This window comes from Mycobacterium sp. NPDC048908, assembly GCF_043197955.1.
Lineage (GTDB): Bacteria > Actinomycetota > Actinomycetes > Mycobacteriales > Mycobacteriaceae > Mycobacterium.
This window is the reverse complement of record NZ_JBICUE010000004.1, coordinates 407,824-424,443: the sequence shown is the minus strand read 5'-3', so window position 1 is coordinate 424,443 and position 16,620 is coordinate 407,824. Positions and strand designations below refer to the sequence as shown.

Below are 16,620 nucleotides of genomic sequence, written 5' to 3'. Positions count from 1 at the left end.
GCCGACCAGAGATGAGGGGGAAACAGCATGACAGGCAACAAGTTTCGACCACTGTGGGCTCGACTGACGCTGCTGGTCTTCGGCGACGACGGAATGTCGACGGTCGAGTATGCGATCGGCACCATCGCCGCGGCGGCGTTCGGGGCGATCCTGTACACGGTGATCACCGGCGATTCCATCGTCAGTGCGTTGACCAACATCATCAACCGGGCACTGAACACGAACGTCTAGGCGATGAGGCCGGTGGCGTCACCGTCGAAGCGGCTTTCGCGATCGCTTCGCTGGTGGTGGTGCTCGTCTTGTGCGCGGCAGGGCTCACCGCGGTCTCGATGCAGGTGCGCTGCATCGACGCCGCGCGCGAGGCGGCCCGCCTTGCCGCACGCGGTGATGAATCGGCCACGGTTGCGGCGCAGCGCATTGCGCCCGATGGGGCGATCGTGCGGATGCGGCGCGACGGGGAATTGGTCGTTGCCACCGTTGCTGCGCGGTCGCCGATATTGCCGGGGGTCAGTATTGAAGCCGAGGCGGTCGCCGCGGCCGAACCTGGCTCGGGCTGAGCAGGGGTCGGCGAGCCTGATCGCGGTGGCGATGATGGCGGTGTTGTTGGCGCTCACCGTCGGTGGGGTGCACGTCGGATCCGCGGTGATCGCACGTCACCGGGCGCAGGCCTCCGCCGACCTGGCGGCCTTGGCCGCTGCGGCGCACCTGGGCAGTGGCGCCGATGCCGCGTGCGCGCGAGCGGTCGCACTGGCGCGCGCCATGGGTACCAACTCGACTCGGTGTGCGGTCGACGGCCTTGACGTCGTGATCACCGTCGAAGCCGCGCTATCGCTCGACAGATTCGGCGTCGGGCCTGCTCGCGCTACCGCGAAGGCCGGCCCGGTGCACCATTAGTGGCGGGCGGTGTCGCCGGCGTCGACCGGCCCGGCCGCCGCGATCTCCGATTCGGTGGGGATGCGCATCGTCGCCAGGCCCGCGTAGACGTCGCCGTCAAGCTGCACCCGATTGACCGTCACGTGAACCGGCGTCCACCCACCGCCGTTGGCCGTCATCCGAAGGACACCCGACGCAGTCCCGGATGACACGAAATCGTCTGCCATCTTGGTCATCTGAGGCTGGTCAGTCGGATTCACAGCACGCGGGCCCTTCATGCTGGCGCGCCAGTCGAAGAACGGAACCGGGTCATCGAGCCACTTCAGCAGCGTCCAGCGATGCGGGTCGACCAGGCACCGGTGCACGCCGGGTTGCGCCAGGCCCTCGAGAATCCGCTGCGCCAAATGGTCTTGCGGCACAGCAGAATCCTCGCGCACGCTGCGCCAGTTCATCGCGCGGCAGATCAGCCGCTCTGTGCCGTCATCCTGGCTCTGGCGAACGACTCGCGACACGAATCCGATGGTGATGGGATCGCCGTTGAAATCGCGGACGTCCCAGGTGCTGGCGAACGTCGTGCCGACTTCCGGCTTGATCACCATGCACAGCACCGTTGCCTCACTCGGATTGAGCTCGCGGCGCGGCAGGTCGTCGGCGAACGCCCGGTTGTGTGTGGGTGTCGTCTCCGGATCCCATCCGCTGTTCCACAGCGACTCGCGGGTGTCGGTGGCCACGCCGGCCTCGAGGTCCCAAATCAGCGGCCCAGGTATCGGCCGCTCGGGCGGTTCGAGGTCGGGCGGCCCGATCCACAGATGGACACCGTGAATCAACCCGTCGGACATCTTGACTACTTCGGTACGAATCACGCGGTCGTTCTTCGGCGTGATGCTGCTCAGGCCCAGGCCGGCGCGCACGGTTTCCCCGATGGCCGATTGGATGGCCATCAGGTGTGGGTTACGTCTCAGAAACGCACTGATGGGGATGAGGTTCTTGGTCCGAGGGCCTTGTGCCACCACGGCGGGCTCGCTGCCAAGTGTCTCCACGAGCAGCCAGTCGTGGGTCATGGCGGCGATTTTACCGCCGGGCCAACGGCCGCCTGTCGGCCGAGGAGACTACGGAATCCGAAGCCTTCGGCGCGTTAAGGCTACGAATTCGCGTTGGTTATGAGTCCAGAAGTTGCAGGTGAGCTCTGCCACGAGGTATTTTGCGTCTGCGACCTGCTTCTGGGGTTGGGAACGGATCGAGTTGTCCGACCGAGCTCTCGTCATCCCCGGCGGTGGGCCCATGGGGGCGACCGCCGAGGGGTGGGTCGCCCCCATTTTTCATTGGTGCCCCTGTAGCTCTCCAAGGACGAGACGAAGGACGCGCACCGCGCCCGCTTTGTCGAGCGGGTCGTTGCCGTTGCCGCATTTCGGCGACTGAACACACGACGGGCAGCCCAGCGGGCATTCGCAGGCCTCGATCGCCGCTGCCGTCGCCGCCCACCAGGTGTCGATCTTGCGGAAGCCACGGTCAGCGAAGCCAGCCCCACCGGGATAGCCGTCGTAGACGAATATCGTCGGCAGCCCATCCACCGGACCGATCGCGGTCGAGAGTCCGCCGATATCGCCGCGATCGCAACTGGCGACCAACGGCAGCAGGCCGATCGCCGCGTGTTCAGCCGCGTGCAGCGCTCCCGGCACACGCAGCAAATCGATTCCGTTGTGCTGCAACGCCTCCGGCGTTACGGTGCACATCACTGCCACGGTGTCCAGGGTGCGGGTGGGCATGTCGAGTTCGACGAAGTCGATCACCTCGCCGTCGAGGCGGCGGCGCAGATATCCGGTGACCGTATTGGTGACCGAGACCGGGACGACGCCAACCGTCACTGGGCCGTACGTGTTTCGCTCACCCTGTCCGGTGACGACGATGTCGGTGAGTCCGCGGGCGAACGTCGTGTAGCCCGGGTCTTCGGCGTGCACGAACGCCACGCCGTCTTCGAAATCGAGTGAGTCGACCACATAGCTCTCACCCTGATGCAAATACACCGCGCCGGGATGAACGGAGCCGGGTGCCTGCCCGACACCAGCGCTGCCGAGCAGTCGGCCGGTATCGGCCTCGAGGATCGCGATCTGGCCGCCCGAGGAACCGCGGATGTCCACGGCGGGATGCGGATCGACACCAGGGGTGGGGAAGTAGCCGCTGGGCCGCCGCCGCAGCAGGCCGTCGTCGACGAGCGTCTCAGCCACCTCCTCGGCGTTCCACATACGCACTTCGGCCTCCGTCATCGGGAGTTCGGTCGCTGCGCAAAGCAGTTGTGGCCCAAGGACATAGGGATTCGACGGATCGATGACCACCCGCTCGATCGGCTTGTCCAACAGCGCAGCAGGGTGATGCACGAGATAGGTGTCCAGCGGATCGTCACGCGCGATCAGCACAATCAGCGCGCTCTGTCCGCGTCGACCGGAGCGGCCGGCCTGCTGCCAGAACGACGTCACGGTGCCGGGGAACCCGGCCAGCACCACCGCATCCAGACCAGCGATGTCCACCCCCAATTCCAACGCATTCGTGGTGGCCATGCCGCGCAATTCCCCCTCGGCCAGAGCACGTTCCAACGCGCGGCGGTCTTCGGCCAGATACCCGGCGCGATACGAGGCAACCTTGTCGGCAAGGTCGGGTGCGACGTCTTCGAGTCGGGCGCGCGCAGCCAGCGCCGTCAATTCCGCGCCGCGCCGCGAACGCACGAACGTCAACGTCCTCGCGCCCTCGGCGATGAGGTCGGCCATCACCCGCGCCGCCTCGGCACCCGCCGAACGTCGCACCGGAGCGCCGTTTTCGCCCTGCAGGTCATCGCGCAACGCAGGCTCCCACAGCGCGACCGTCCGTGCGCCGTGCGGCGACCCGTCGTCGGTGACCTCGGTGACGGCCTGACCGATGAGTTCCGAGGCGGTAGCCGCAGGCTGGGCGGTGGTGGCGCTGGCGAAAATCACCGTGGGCATTGCCGACGTGGCGGAATAACGCGCGCACAGCCGCAGCAAACGGCGTAGCACCATCGCCACATTGGACCCGAAAATACCGCGGTAGTAATGACATTCGTCGACCACGATGAATTGCAGGTTGCGCAGGAACACCGCCCACCTGGGATGGTTACGCAGCAGCGACAGGTGGATCATGTCCGGGTTGGAGAAGATCCAGCGCGACCGTTCCCGAGCGAAACGCCGCACTTCGCTGGGACTGTCGCCGTCGTATGAAGTCGGCGCGACGCCGGCCAATGCCGGCACGGCTTCGGTGAGCGCGACAGCAGTCCGCAGTTGGTCATGGCCGAGTGCTTTCGTCGGCGACAGATAAAGCGCCCGCGCGCGCGAGTTTTCTTTCAGCGCCGTCAATATCGGCAATTGGTACGCCAAAGATTTTCCTGACGCGGTGCCTGTACTGAGCACGACATGCCGACCGTCGCGCGCGAAATTGGCGGCGGCGAGCTGATGCGACCACAGTGTCTCGATACCGCGATCAATGAACGCCTGCACGACATCTGGGTCGGCCCACGGCGGCCACGCCTGCGGTCGTCCGCGACGCGCCGGCAGGTCTGCGACGTGCCGCAACGGTTGTTCGTCGGGATCCGTGCCGTCGATCGCACATGCGAGCAGCGCGCGACCGAAATCCGACTCCGGATTTGACACAGACTGCCTCCTGAAACACCGATGTAAGTGAATTGTTCCCCACTCGACCACGCCGAGACTGTCGCACCAGCTCTGAACATGATTGACTTAGCGCGGTCGCAGCTTCTGTGTTCGTGTATCAGCACTCGCAGGATCGACGTTGCGATCGCGGTTCCTGCGAGGAATGTAGGTCGGGTCAGTTCCGATTACTCCGCGAAGGTGAAGCGGTCGGAACGGGCCCGGTGTACCGAAACACGGTGGACCGCACCCGGAAAAAAGAAAAGGAAAGATCAAGGAAATGCCACAGGGAACTGTGAAGTGGTTCAACGCGGAGAAGGGCTTCGGCTTCATCGCTCCGGAGGACGGCTCTGCGGACGTGTTCGTTCATTACACGGAAATTCAGGGCAGCGGATTCCGCACCCTGGAGGAGAACCAGAAAGTCGAGTTCGAGGTAGGCCAAAGCCCCAAGGGGCCGCAGGCCACGGGTGTTCGGGCCGTCTGAGCAAGCGAAACTGAACAACTCCCCGCGTCATCCTCTATCGGAGGGCGCGGGGCGTTTTCGTTTATCGGAGGCCAGGAGCGGCCCGGCAGCGCATCAGTCACGCACCGCTGGCTTACTGTCGGTGACGTGAGTCAGCTGTCGTTCTTCTCGGCCGAGTCGGTGCCGCCAGCGGTCGCCGACCTGACCGGGATCCTCGCCGCACCGGGCCAGGTGGTCTTGGTCGGTAATGGCGCACAGCGAGCCGCGCGCCTCTCGATCGTCGTGGATCAACTGTGGCGCGCCGAGGGCCTCGCGGAGATGATCACCGAGGCGGGCCTGCAGGCCGAGATCGCCCGCACCGACGAGAACACGCCGCTGGTGCGCACGGCGGCAGACCCCCGGCTGATGGCCATCGCCCGCGACTGGACCCTCGGAGCCGTCAAGACCGTGCCGCCGCACTGGCTGCCCGGCCCGCGCGAATTGCGGGCCTGGACGCTGGCCGCGGGTACCCCCGAAGTGGACCGGTACTTGCTGGGTCTCGATCCGCACGCACCCGATACCCATGCGGCGCTGGCGTCGGCCATGATGCGGGTAGGGATAGCCCCCACTTTGATCGGCACCAGAGGGTCGCATCCCGCCTTGCGGATCAGCGGGCGCCGACGGCTATCGCGCCTGGTAGAGAACGTAGGGGAACCACCAGGAAGCGTCGAGGCGTTTGAACAATGGCCCCGTCTTTGACGCGCCTGGCCAAGGGGGTCAGTTTGCGTCGGCTGCCGCGGGGTGCGAAATTGTCAGTTGCCAGCGGGTCTGGATTCGACCGAGGCGTTATATATCTTGGGCCCGTTGCAACAGAAGAAGTGGAGCGTAAACAGAGGTGGCTGAGGGGGACCGCAGCAGCGGCCGCAACAGCAATGTGAGGCGACTCGTCATCGTCGAGTCGCCCACCAAGGCGCGCAAAATAGCCGGCTACCTGGGCTCCAACTACATCGTCGAGTCGTCCCGCGGGCACATCCGCGACCTGCCGCGCAACGCCGCCGATGTGCCCGCGAAGTACAAGTCGGAGCCGTGGGCGCGGCTCGGGGTCAACGTCGAACACAACTTCGAGCCGCTGTACATCATCAGCCCCGAGAAGAAAAGCACCGTTGCGGAGCTGAAAGACCTGCTCAAGGGCGTCGACGAGCTCTATCTGGCGACGGACGGCGACCGCGAGGGCGAGGCCATCGCCTGGCATCTGCTCGAGACGCTCAAGCCGAGGATCCCGGTCAAGCGGATGGTGTTCCACGAGATCACCGAACCGGCCATCCGGGCGGCCGCGCAGGACCCGCGTGACCTGGACAACGACCTGGTCGACGCGCAGGAGACCCGGCGCATCCTGGACCGGCTGTACGGCTACGAGGTCAGTCCGGTGCTGTGGAAGAAGGTCGCGCCGAAGCTGTCCGCAGGCCGCGTGCAGTCGGTCGCGACCCGCATCATCGTCTCCCGCGAGCGCGAACGGATGGCGTTCCGCAGCGCGGGCTACTGGGACGTCACCGCCGAACTCGACGCCAGCGTGTCCGATCCGCAGGCGCAGCCGCCCACGTTCACCGCCAAGCTGAACTCTGTCGACGGCCGCCGCGTGGCCACCGGGCGCGATTTCGACTCGCTGGGCGACCTGAAGAAGCCCGACGAGGTGCTGGTGCTCGACGAGACCAGCGCGGTCGCCCTGGCGGCCGGGCTGCGGGGTGCCCAGCTGGCGGTGTCCTCGGTCGAGCAGAAGCCGTACACCCGTCGGCCGTACGCGCCGTTCATGACCTCGACGCTGCAGCAGGAGGCCGGCCGCAAGCTGCGGTTCAGCTCGGAGCGCACGATGAGCATCGCGCAGCGGCTGTACGAGAACGGCTACATCACGTATATGCGTACCGACTCGACGACGCTGTCGGCCAGCGCTATCGATGCCGCACGTAACCAGGCGCGCCAGCTGTACGGCGAGGAGTACGTGCATCCGACGCCGCGGCAGTACACGCGCAAGGTGAAGAACGCGCAGGAGGCGCACGAGGCCATCCGACCCGCCGGTGACGTGTTCTCCACGCCGGGGCAGCTGCACAGCCAACTCGACACCGACGAGTTCCGGCTCTACGAGCTGATCTGGCAGCGCACGGTCGCTTCGCAGATGGCCGACGCGCGGGGCACCACCCTCTCGCTGCGGATCTCCGGCGCTGCCAGCTCCGGTGAGCAGGTGGTGTTCAACGCGAGTGGCCGCACCATCACGTTCGCGGGCTTCCTGAAGGCGTATGTCGAGAGCATCGACGAGCAGGCCGGCGGTGAGGCCGATGACGCCGAGAGCAGGCTGCCGAATCTGCAGCAGGGGCAGCGCATCGACGCCAAGGAACTGACCGCCGACGGTCACACCACGTCGCCGCCCGCCCGCTACACCGAGGCGTCGCTGATCAAAGCGCTGGAAGATCTCGGGATCGGCAGGCCGTCGACGTACTCGTCGATCATCAAGACCATTCAAGACCGCGGCTATGTCCACAAGAAGGGCAGTGCCCTGGTGCCGTCGTGGGTGGCGTTCGCGGTCATCGGTCTGCTCGAACAGCACTTCGGCAGGCTCGTCGACTACGGCTTCACCGCCGCCATGGAAGACGAGCTCGACGCGATCGCCGCGGGCAACGAGCAACGCACCAACTGGCTCAACAACTTTTACTTCGGCGGCGAGCACGGCGTCCAGGACTCCATCGCGCGGTCGGGCGGTCTGAAGAAACTCGTCGGCGTGAACCTGGAAGGCATCGACGCCCGAGAAGTCAACTCCATCAAGCTGTTTGACGACGACCAGGGCCGGCCGATCTATGTCCGGGTCGGCAAGAACGGTGCGTATCTCGAGCGCATGGTTGCCGGCGAGGACGGTGAGCCGAAGCCGCAGCGGGCGAATCTCAAGGACGAACTCACGCCCGACGAGTTGACGCTCGAGTTGGCCGAAAAGCTGTTCGCCACACCGCAAGAAGGCCGCTCGTTGGGGATCGATCCGGCCACCGGTCACGAGATCGTGGCCAAGGACGGGCGTTACGGTCCGTATGTCACCGAGGTCTTGCCCGAGCCGGACGAACCCGATGATGGTGCCGGGTCGGCGGCCAAGAAGGGCAAGAAGCCCACGGGTCCGAAGCCCCGCACCGGTTCACTGCTGCGGTCGATGGACCTGGAGACGGTGACGCTCGAGGATGCACTGCGGCTGCTGTCGCTACCGCGGGTCGTCGGCGTCGACCCGAACACAGGGGAGGAGATCACCGCGCAGAACGGCCGTTACGGCCCATATCTGAAGCGCGGCACTGACTCTCGCTCGCTGGCGACCGAAGAGCAGATGTTCGACATCACGCTCGACGAGGCGCTGAAGATCTACGCCGAACCGAAACGTCGTGGCGGGCAACGCGCCGCTGCCCCGCCACTGCGTGAGCTCGGCAGCGATCCCGCGACGGGCAAACCGATGGTGATCAAGGACGGCCGGTTCGGGCCGTACGTCACCGACGGCGAGACCAACGCGAGTCTGCGTAAAGGTGACGATGTGCTGTCGCTCACCGACGAGCGCGCCGCCGAACTACTCGCCGATCGCCGCGCACGTGGCCCGGTCAAGCGGACCAAGAAGGCGGCCGCCAAGAAGAAGGCTCCCGCCAAGAAGGCTGCAAAGGCCGCGAAGAAAAGCTAATCCGGCGTGACCCAGGCATGGAAAATGGGCACGCCCTCCCATCGCCCGCCGCGCGCGATGGCCACGACGGCATGGGGCCGGTCGAAGGTGACATCGACACGACGGATGGTGCGCTCGACGAACTTTGGTACTCCTGCGGCCGCGGCGACTGCGGTGACCGCGGCGGCGGTGAACCCATTTTCGTCGTAACCGGCGGTGGCCGCCTGAACGCAGCCAACAGGTCCGGCGAGTTCAGGTGCGGCCTCGGCGAGCGACGAGACGACCTCGGCCACGCCTGGTGCATCGGTCAGCGTGGTGACGGTGTCGTTGCTCCAGCGTGGTAGGTGACTGCGCCAAAGATCGGTGTGGTCTTCAGGTGCGTCCCATTCGACGAACCGTTCGGTGGTGTGCCTGACCGTCCAGGAGTGCCCGTCGGTGAGGGCATCGCCGGGGTATCCACCGTGCCACAGCGCGCCACGGTTGAGTTCGGCAACGACCTCGTCGACAGCACGCCACACTTCGGGCGGCGAAACCCCCGGTGCGGCAATGACACTCACCACGTCGACCCCGTCCTCGCTGAACGGCTTGGCGACGGCGACATGGCCGGCCGCTCGCGTTTCGACGACGGCCTGCAGTTCGCCGTCGAGAAGGAGCAACCCGTTGTCGTCCCTGCCGAGTTCGCTGCTCCAGCGGGGCTGCAGTACGAGCGCGGTGGCGAGTACCAGCATTGTCTCGGAATCGATTTCAATCGGGAACCGCTCGATGAGGCCGCGGGTGTGCTCGGCTGCCCAGCGGTCGAGGCGCCCCTGATCGGGCAGGGCGTCGAGCACGACGGGCAGCGCGGCGTTGACCGGGAACCGCGACCACGCACCCAGCGCGGCGGCGATGGTGGGATGGGGCGCGGCGAGGAGATCCGTGGCCTGCGATGCGGCGGCCTCGCAGGACGTTTGGAGCGCCTCGGCAAGCCGGCCTCGGTGGTTATCCGAGGCGACCGGCGCCAACCGCGCCAGCAGAAGCCACAGCCCCGCGTACGATACGGCCGGCGTCGTCGCCATGTTCATGGCATCGCGGACCCGCGCGGCATACGTGGTGATCAGCGCCGCGACGTCCGGCGGGGTCGCGGTTGTCCACACGGATGCGTCGCGGTCTGCGAGGTACTGCCGTTGTCCGCACGTCAGACACGCGGTGGTCCAGTTCCCTGGCATCACAACGCAACCGCCCAGCTCCAGATCCGGCCGATGCTCCGCCTCCTCGAACATCTCGTGAGTTGGCATGCCGTACACCACGTGGTGGAGCACGGTCGACCCGCATCGGCCACACGCCGGCACTGCTGCGTCGGTTGTCATGGGCGCCAAGCTACCTGGAGACGTCGCTGGAGACCTCGTCAACGTCGTCGATAGCGTTGGGTGACACCAAGTTCAGCGGTCGAGCAAGCTGCGTCGGCGCGGTGCGGCCGCGCAGTTCGACGATCTCGCCGACGTCCCAGCACAGCGCCTCGGCGTCCAGCGCGCCGCTGACGGCGATGGCCGACGCGAGCACATGGCCGGGCTCCAGCTTGGCCAACTCGGTGAGCCGCGCCGCCTCGTTCACAGGGTCACCGATGACGGTGTATTCGAACCGGGCCTGCGCGCCGATGTGTCCGGCGATCGCACGCCCGGCCGAGACGCCGATGCCGAATTCGGTCTCGCCGAGCACGGTGATGAGTTCGTCGTGCAGTTCGCGTGAGGCCGCCAGGGCGGCGCCGCAGGCGTCAGGATGTTCGATGGGCGCGCCGAAGATGCACAGCGCCGCGTCGCCCTGGAACTTGTTGACGAATCCACCGTGCCGGTTGACGGTGTCGACGACAACGCGGAAGAACTCGTTGAGCAGGTTGACCACCTCGGACGCGGGGATGGTCGACGCCAGATGGGTCGAGCCGACCAAGTCGACGAAAAGCACTGCGGTGTCGCGCTCCTGGCCGCCGAGTTCGGTACCCCGCTCGAGGGCGCGGCGGGCCACGTCTTCGCCGACGTAGCGGCCGAACAGGTCGCGTAGCCGTTGCCGTTCAGCCAGATCCCGCACCATGTCGTTGAATCCGGCCTGCAGCAAACCCAATTCGCTGGCATCGTAGATCTGCATGTGTGCGTTGTAGTTACCGCGCTGCACTTCGCCAAGGGCCCAACGCAATTGGCGCAGCGGATCGGCGATCGACATGGCCACCAGGACCGTGCCGAACAACCCGATCACCAGTGCGGCGATTGCCAGCAGCAGGATCGGCGTGGTGAGACGGTCGGCGGACGCGGTGAGGATCTGAAACTTGCTGGCGACCAGCGCGAGCACGATGGCCAACACGGGCACCGCCGTGGACAACACCCATGTCAGCACTTGGCGCTGGATGACCCCGGGGGCACGGAAGTTCTCCGGCACCCCGCCGCGCAGGGCCGCGACGGCCACCGGCCGCAGCACCCGCTCGGACTGCAGGTAGCCGATGATCGCCGTCGCGGTGGCGCCAAGGCCGGTGGCGACCGCCACGACCGGCGCTGATTTGCTGGCCACCGGCCAGCTGGCGACGATGAAGACGACCGAGCCAAGGCACCAGTTGGTGACGCTGATCAGGGTCCGGTAGAACGGCATCTTCAGTGCGCGGGCGCGCGCGAGTTCGGTGGCGGCGGGATCTGTGTCGCCGAGCAGCGTGTCGCGGCGTTGCCACCGCATGACCGGGATGAGCAGCCGCAGGCTCAGGTAGGAGCCGACGGTGAACGACAGGAACAGGTAGCCGAGGAAGACCGCCAGGTTGAAGGCGGGCAGGTCCTGGAGTTGGATGCGGTCCTCGGGCGGCAGCCCGAAGCGCAGAAAGCCGAGCACGAACAGCGCGCCGATGATGTCGCTCTGCAGCATGCCGAGCGTGAACACCGGCCATGGGGTGCGCGCCGCCCAGCGAACGAATGCGCTGATTCGCCCGATCGGGATGGCGTCGGTGGTCACAGGTCAACCGTATCGGGCTGGGCGGACGGAAAAGGTCGCTGTGGGACGGACGTGTCGGTTCGCAGCATTACTGTGATCTCGATGGCTGGTGTGTTTTCGCGTCTAGTGGGTCAAGACGCCGTGGAAGCGGAATTGGTTGCGGCCGCGCAGGCCGCGCGGGGTGATTCGGCTCACAGTGGACTCACAGCTGGGACCATGACACACGCCTGGCTGATCACCGGGCCGCCGGGATCCGGCCGGTCGATCGCCGCGGTGTGTTTCGCGGCGGCGTTGCAGTGCACCTTTGACGGCGTCCCCGGCTGCGGTGAATGCCGGGCGTGTACCACGACGATGGCGGGCACGCATGCCGACGTGCGGCGGATCATCCCCGAGGGGCTGTCGATCGGCGTCGACGAGATGCGCGCCATCGTGCAGATCGCGTCGCGGCGGCCGGGGACAGGGCGGTGGCAGATCGTGGTGGTCGAGGACGCCGACCGGCTCACAGAAGGTGCGGCGAACGCGCTGCTCAAGGTCGTCGAGGAACCGCCGCCGTCGACGGTGTTCCTGCTGTGTGCGCCGTCAGTGGATCCCGAGGACATCGCGATCACGCTGCGCTCGCGGTGCCGGCACGTGGCGCTGGTGACGCCGCCGGTCGAGGCGATCGCCCGAGTGTTGATCGACACCGATGGGCTGCCGGAGGACCAGGCGCGTTGGGCAGCGTCGGTCAGCGGGGGCCACGTCGGGCGCGCGCGCCGGTTGGCCACCGACGAGCAGGCGCGTGAGCGCCGTCAGCGGGCGCTGGGATTGGCGCGCGACGCGGCCACGCCGTCGCGGGCGTACGCGGCGGCCGAGGAGTTGGTGGCGACGGCCGAGGCCGAGGCGCGGGCGTTGACCGAGGGGCGCAACGAGGCGGAGACCGAGGAATTGCGCACGGCGCTCGGTGCCGGCGGCACCGGCAAGGGCACCGCGGGGACACTGCGCGGTGCCACCGGTGCGATCAAAGATCTTGAGAAACGGCAGAAGTCGCGTCAGACGCGGGCGTCGCGCGACGCGCTGGACCGCGCGTTGATCGATCTGGCGACGTATTTCCGCGACGCATTGCTGGTTTCGTCCGGGGCGGGGGATGTGCAGGCGAATCATCCAGATATGGCCGATCGGGTGGCGGCGATGGCCGCGCACGCGTCACCGGACGACCTGCTGCGGTGTATCGAGGCGGTGTTGGAGTGCCGGGAGGCGCTGGCGGTGAACGTGAAGCCGAAGTTCGCGGTTGATGCGATGGTGGCCACGGTCGGGCAAGCGCTGCGCAACTGAGTTGGGTTGCTCCCGCGGCCTGCCGTAGACTCGTCCCGCCTGGCTAGACCGGGCACGCCACCTTAGCTCAGTCGGTAGAGCGGCTCACTCGTAATGAGCAGGTCAGGAGTTCGATTCTCCTAGGTGGCTCAAGTTTCTCTTTTTCCGCGCGAGCGACCGTGTCTGCACACGACTCGCCCGCAGATTATGGCAATTCGCGGTCCCTCGCCGAGTCAGCGGCCAGGTCAGCACCTCGCGGGCGATCCTGCAGGCGGTATTGGCGGCGGGAAACCCGGCGTAGCCGCTGGCGTGGTAGATGACTTCGGCGATCTCGGCTTCGCTCAGCCCCATTGGTGCGGGCGATCTGCACGTGGAACATGAGCTCATCGGTGGCGCAGTGCGATGCGGGACGCCGAGCGATGTTGTCGATGCCGATTTCGAGTAGCTCGTCGCCGAACTTGCCGTCACGCAGGACTGGCTCGACGCCGGGCGGCAGCTCGCGGAAGACCTGGAGATTATGTTCACGCGCTTCTGTCATGCCATCACGATCGACACGGCGTCACTGTGCCTTCGCGGGCCAGCCCGGTATTGCTTCGCCGTGTGGCGGCGGCTGATCTTTGAAGCCGGTCATCATTGCGATGCGTTCGGCAGCGGGCGTGGGCATGGCGGCTTCGCATCGCTCCCGCAGATCGCGACGGAGCGACTTAGGGTCGCTCTTGGGCCCCCAATACGAGCCTCCCGCGGCGGTGATGAACCAGTTGCCGAAGACATCCTCGGTTGGCGCGGGCACGGGACCTTTCTGCGGAACAGTCGGCGCCGCAGGCGGGTGCGGGCCGACGCGCGGATCGTGCTGTGTGAGCTCGATCTGGTTCACGAAGGCGCCAGTGGACCCGCGCGGAATGGCCTGCCCGTCACTTTCGTCGGCATCGACGGAAACGAATTTGCCCGGCCGCGTACGGCTTGCTACGAATTCCGCGTACTCACCGCTGCAGACGACGGCACGGTAGCCGTTATCTGTCGCAGTGAGCTCCAGGAAATGCAACGGCGCGTAGCCAAAACGTGGCTGGGCATCCTCAGGCTTGGCGGTGAACGGGTAACCCATCGGCCGAACATTGACGAGTTGCCACTCGTAATTACCTTCATGCGGAAGGTTTTCGGGTGTCGCGCGGTTGAAGCCGGGGTAGACGTTGTCGGCATTGAAGGTCGCTTGGGCGACGTCGTACGACTCCAAATATGCGCGCACCACCATGGCGGGGCCGGTGGTGACGTCGATTCCCGGTTCTGCCGACCAGTGGAACCGGAAATCGTTCAGCAACGGGGGCCAGTTCGGAAACACCTGGCCAGGTTGGGACGAGGTCTGGGGCGCCTCGGCAGGCGTGCCGCAACCACCAAGGGCGACAAGGGTAACCGCTGAAATGCAACGAATCAGCTTCATTTCGGAGGCCCCGCGTTCGTGATCGCTCCGGAATAGGCGCGCCAGTACTCGTCAGTCATCGTGTTGAGAACGTTGTCGTGTCCGACTGTTGTCAGATAGCTGGTGAGATCGCTGTAGAACGTCGCGTAAGTACCTCCGCCACCCTGGATAGGAGGTTTGAACTCTCCGTTAGCAAGATATGGTTCGATCTGAGCACGCAAGTACGGGTCGCCTGCACCGGCAGTGACCAATGCAGCAGCCATGTGCATGTGCACCGGGAACATGTCGCGGGCGTGGACGTTGTCGACTCCCGGCATGACAGGCTCCGAGCCGATGAAGAACTCCTTACCGAGGTTGGCCACCCCGCCTGCGGCCGAGCCTCCGGGCAGCTCGCCGACCACATCCTTGCCGAGATCCCATAACCTGGACCGCAATTCGTAAGACTCGTGGGCGGCGGTCGCGGCGTCGTGCGTAGCGTCGAATCGCTCGTCGTAGGAACCGAGATCCATTGCCGCCTGAAGCTTTCCAGCTGCTTTCATCGCGTAGTTATCCTCGCCCGGCGTGCCATCCGTGACCGAGTGCGCCGCCATGTCGAACATCTTGTTCATGTGCGATTGGGAACTCTCCATCGCGATCTGGCTCGCAGTCTTTGGAACGTTGGCATCAACAGCTTGGTCCAGCGGCGGATGGTCTGACGCGAGAACGCTCATCAGGTGTCGCGTGTTGACCGGTTCGAGATTGCCGCCGTCGGGATCGAGCGGGGCGAACAGTCCATTGCTGTCACCGGTGTTCATACCGACCATATCGTCCATGTAGGGAGAGAAAGCACGCGCCCAGTCGCGGGTGAGTTCGGGGTTGACTTGTCCAAGCGATTGCCCCTGTGTATCGGGCAGATTCAATAGCTGGTTGGAGTGGCTACTGGTGTACTCCGCCAAGGTGTGCGCGGTCTCCGTCGCCCGCCCTGTCGAATCGTGAGCCGCCGAATCGCCCACCCAGTCGAACAGTCCGCCAGCAGCGAGCCCGTCGTCCTGCCATTGATGCTGCGTGAGGTTGTTCAAGAACTTCTCACCGCCCGAACCGGTCACCGCGTCGTGGATCACCATGTCATCGGAATTGACCGCGTTGAACATGTTCTGCAGTGTCGGATCGACCACCTGGTGGTACCAGCGCGGACGATCGGCCATCGGATCGTTGCCCGGCACGGGCCACCCATTCGACTGCTCGAGCAACTGTCGGCTCTTCTCGAACATGCCGGAATCCAACGCGCTGCCCACTTGGAGGTCGCGGTTTCCGCGCTGGATGACGTCAGCCAGATCGTTCAACCCAGCCACCGGCGTCGAGGCCGTCTTCAATTCGGGAAGACCGATCGATCCATCGGGGTTGTGGGTCGGTTCTCCGTAACCCAACGGCGTCAACACCGGCCCGTCGAGCACCTTCTGAATGCCGTCCGGCAGAGCGGCCTTCCCACCGACTGCGGGATTGGAGGCGAGCTGGAACACGTCCGCAACACGGCCACCGTCCGGGCCGGCCTTCTCCATGACCGCCTTGATCTCGGCGGGCGTCTTGTCGCCGAACGCGCGCGAGAAGCCCTGCAGGTAAGACATCTGCTCGGGTGGGAGCGTGAGCGTCCCGTTGTCGAGGGCGGTTTGTTGGTCAGGCGTCAGCGTGGTGTTCTCGACCAGCCGCTGATGCTGCTCGGGCGTGAGTTGCCCGTTCTGAAGGGCCTCAGAGTCTTCGTTGCCGACCTCGTCGTGCGACTTCTTCTCATCCTCGTCGTCGTTGTCGACACCGACACCAAGTACCGGGCCTTCCTTCGCGAACTTCTGGTTGCCCAGCGCTTGGTATTCGGGGTCAAGGCCGCGGATCTTGCCGCCGATGGTGTTCAGTTCGCCGTTGGATCGCTGAACGATGTCCTGGACCTGCGCGATGCCCTTCTGCACGATGGCCAGCCGCATCTGCTCTCCGGCTTGTCCGTGCGGGGTGCTGGCCGCGGCGTCGACCACCCACTTGCGCACCGACTCGAGATCGCGCCGCCCCGCCGCGACCACTTGCGCCGACTCACCCACATGCGAGGCGAGCCGCTGATCCAGCCCAGCCAGTTGTTCGAACACCCGAGCGTGTTCGGTGTTGGCCGCCCCGTAGGCGTTGGCCGCACCACCTGTCCACTTAGACCCCGGCGCTGCGGACTCCACCGTCGACTTCATCGCGCGCAACGCCGCGCTGTTGTCGTATTGCTCACCGGTCGCAGGGGTTCCCTCACCGAATGTCTGCCGCGCGTTCGACCACGTCGACAGGAACGCGTTCAGCACACTCACCTGCCCATTATCCC

The 16,620-nt window shown here is 66.0% G+C and carries 14 protein-coding genes and 1 tRNA gene; 8 read left to right on the top strand and 7 right to left on the bottom strand.

What is annotated here, in order from left to right:
- The first annotated feature begins 27 nt into the window (after positions 1-27).
- The 3 genes from ACGFK1_RS14055 to ACGFK1_RS14045 are packed head-to-tail and all read left to right on the top strand — an operon-like array spanning position 28 to position 894.
- Positions 28-231 (top strand): DUF4244 domain-containing protein, encoded by a 204-nt coding sequence (locus ACGFK1_RS14055; RefSeq protein WP_393429630.1) that lies wholly within the window; start codon positions 28-30, stop codon positions 229-231.
- A 41-nt stretch (positions 232-272) separates the two neighbouring features.
- Positions 273-557 carry a TadE family type IV pilus minor pilin gene (locus ACGFK1_RS14050; protein ID WP_393430121.1) on the top strand — a complete coding sequence of 95 codons (285 nt, stop codon included), beginning with the start codon at positions 273-275 and terminating at the stop codon, positions 555-557.
- A 31-nt stretch (positions 558-588) separates the two neighbouring features.
- Positions 589-894, top strand: a complete 306-nt coding sequence (locus ACGFK1_RS14045) for an Rv3654c family TadE-like protein (RefSeq protein WP_393430119.1) — start codon at positions 589-591, stop codon at positions 892-894.
- Here ACGFK1_RS14045 and ACGFK1_RS14040 read toward each other — a convergent pair.
- On the bottom strand, positions 891-1,934 hold the full coding sequence (locus ACGFK1_RS14040; RefSeq protein ID WP_393429627.1) for a PAS domain-containing protein: 1,044 nt from the start codon (positions 1,932-1,934) through the stop codon (positions 891-893). The two genes, ACGFK1_RS14045 and ACGFK1_RS14040, sit on opposite strands and share 4 nt — an antisense overlap.
- Positions 1,935-2,192: 258 nt before the next feature.
- A complete protein-coding gene (locus ACGFK1_RS14035) occupies positions 2,193-4,529 on the bottom strand; it encodes a DEAD/DEAH box helicase (protein ID WP_393429624.1) in 2,337 nt (778 codons plus the stop codon).
- Positions 4,530-4,806: 277 nt separating this feature from the next.
- Between ACGFK1_RS14035 and ACGFK1_RS14030 the strand changes: the two genes are divergently transcribed.
- The 3 genes from ACGFK1_RS14030 to topA all read left to right on the top strand — a co-directional run bounded on the left by ACGFK1_RS14030 (position 4,807) and on the right by topA (position 8,665).
- Positions 4,807-5,010: a cold-shock protein gene (locus ACGFK1_RS14030; RefSeq protein WP_006243848.1), complete on the top strand. Its 204-nt coding sequence runs from the start codon at positions 4,807-4,809 to the stop codon at positions 5,008-5,010.
- 126 nt (positions 5,011-5,136) lie between these two features.
- On the top strand, positions 5,137-5,727 hold the full coding sequence (locus ACGFK1_RS14025) for a hypothetical protein (RefSeq protein WP_393429614.1): 591 nt from the start codon (positions 5,137-5,139) through the stop codon (positions 5,725-5,727).
- 136 nt (positions 5,728-5,863) lie between these two features.
- Positions 5,864-8,665: a type I DNA topoisomerase gene (gene topA, locus ACGFK1_RS14020; protein WP_393429611.1), complete on the top strand. Its 2,802-nt coding sequence runs from the start codon at positions 5,864-5,866 to the stop codon at positions 8,663-8,665.
- On the opposite strand, the gene ACGFK1_RS14015 is transcribed toward topA, so the two are convergent.
- A complete protein-coding gene (locus tag ACGFK1_RS14015) occupies positions 8,662-9,990 on the bottom strand; it encodes a hypothetical protein (protein ID WP_393429608.1) in 1,329 nt (442 codons plus the stop codon). The two genes, topA and ACGFK1_RS14015, sit on opposite strands and share 4 nt — an antisense overlap.
- 10 nt (positions 9,991-10,000) lie before the next feature.
- A complete protein-coding gene (locus tag ACGFK1_RS14010) occupies positions 10,001-11,608 on the bottom strand; it encodes an adenylate/guanylate cyclase domain-containing protein (protein ID WP_393429605.1) in 1,608 nt (535 codons plus the stop codon).
- An 81-nt stretch (positions 11,609-11,689) separates the two neighbouring features.
- Here ACGFK1_RS14010 and ACGFK1_RS14005 point away from each other — a divergent pair, with 81 nt between their 5' ends.
- On the top strand, positions 11,690-12,898 hold the full coding sequence (locus tag ACGFK1_RS14005) for a DNA polymerase III subunit delta' (RefSeq protein WP_393429600.1): 1,209 nt from the start codon (positions 11,690-11,692) through the stop codon (positions 12,896-12,898).
- Between the two features lie 56 nt (positions 12,899-12,954).
- A tRNA-Thr gene (locus ACGFK1_RS14000) sits at positions 12,955-13,027 on the top strand.
- Here ACGFK1_RS14000 and ACGFK1_RS13995 read toward each other — a convergent pair.
- The 3 genes from ACGFK1_RS13995 to ACGFK1_RS13985 all read right to left on the bottom strand — a co-directional run bounded on the left by ACGFK1_RS13995 (position 13,001) and on the right by ACGFK1_RS13985 (position 16,606).
- Positions 13,001-13,228: a carboxymuconolactone decarboxylase family protein gene (locus tag ACGFK1_RS13995; protein ID WP_393429597.1), complete on the bottom strand. Its 228-nt coding sequence runs from the start codon at positions 13,226-13,228 to the stop codon at positions 13,001-13,003. The two genes, ACGFK1_RS14000 and ACGFK1_RS13995, sit on opposite strands and share 27 nt — an antisense overlap.
- A 208-nt stretch (positions 13,229-13,436) precedes the next feature.
- On the bottom strand, positions 13,437-14,213 hold the full coding sequence (locus ACGFK1_RS13990; protein WP_393429594.1) for a hypothetical protein: 777 nt from the start codon (positions 14,211-14,213) through the stop codon (positions 13,437-13,439).
- A gap of 95 nt (positions 14,214-14,308) precedes the next feature.
- Positions 14,309-16,606, bottom strand: a complete 2,298-nt coding sequence (locus ACGFK1_RS13985; RefSeq protein ID WP_393429590.1) for an EspA/EspE family type VII secretion system effector — start codon at positions 16,604-16,606, stop codon at positions 14,309-14,311.
- Between the last annotated feature and the right edge of the window lie 14 nt (positions 16,607-16,620).

What these genes read in the sequence shown, in the direction of transcription:
- ACGFK1_RS14055 (WP_393429630.1), top strand. Translation starts at nt 28, where the DNA reads ATGACAGGCAACAAGTTTCGACCACTGTGGGCTCGACTGACGCTGCTG.
- ACGFK1_RS14045 (WP_393430119.1), top strand. Translation starts at nt 589, where the DNA reads ATGATGGCGGTGTTGTTGGCGCTCACCGTCGGTGGGGTGCACGTCGGA.
- ACGFK1_RS14040 (WP_393429627.1), bottom strand. Translation starts at nt 1,934, where the DNA reads ATGACCCACGACTGGCTGCTCGTGGAGACACTTGGCAGCGAGCCCGCC.
- ACGFK1_RS14030 (WP_006243848.1), top strand. Translation starts at nt 4,807, where the DNA reads ATGCCACAGGGAACTGTGAAGTGGTTCAACGCGGAGAAGGGCTTCGGC.
- ACGFK1_RS14015 (WP_393429608.1), bottom strand. Translation starts at nt 9,990, where the DNA reads ATGACAACCGACGCAGCAGTGCCGGCGTGTGGCCGATGCGGGTCGACC.
- ACGFK1_RS14005 (WP_393429600.1), top strand. Translation starts at nt 11,690, where the DNA reads ATGGCTGGTGTGTTTTCGCGTCTAGTGGGTCAAGACGCCGTGGAAGCG.
- ACGFK1_RS13995 (WP_393429597.1), bottom strand. Translation starts at nt 13,228, where the DNA reads ATGGGGCTGAGCGAAGCCGAGATCGCCGAAGTCATCTACCACGCCAGC.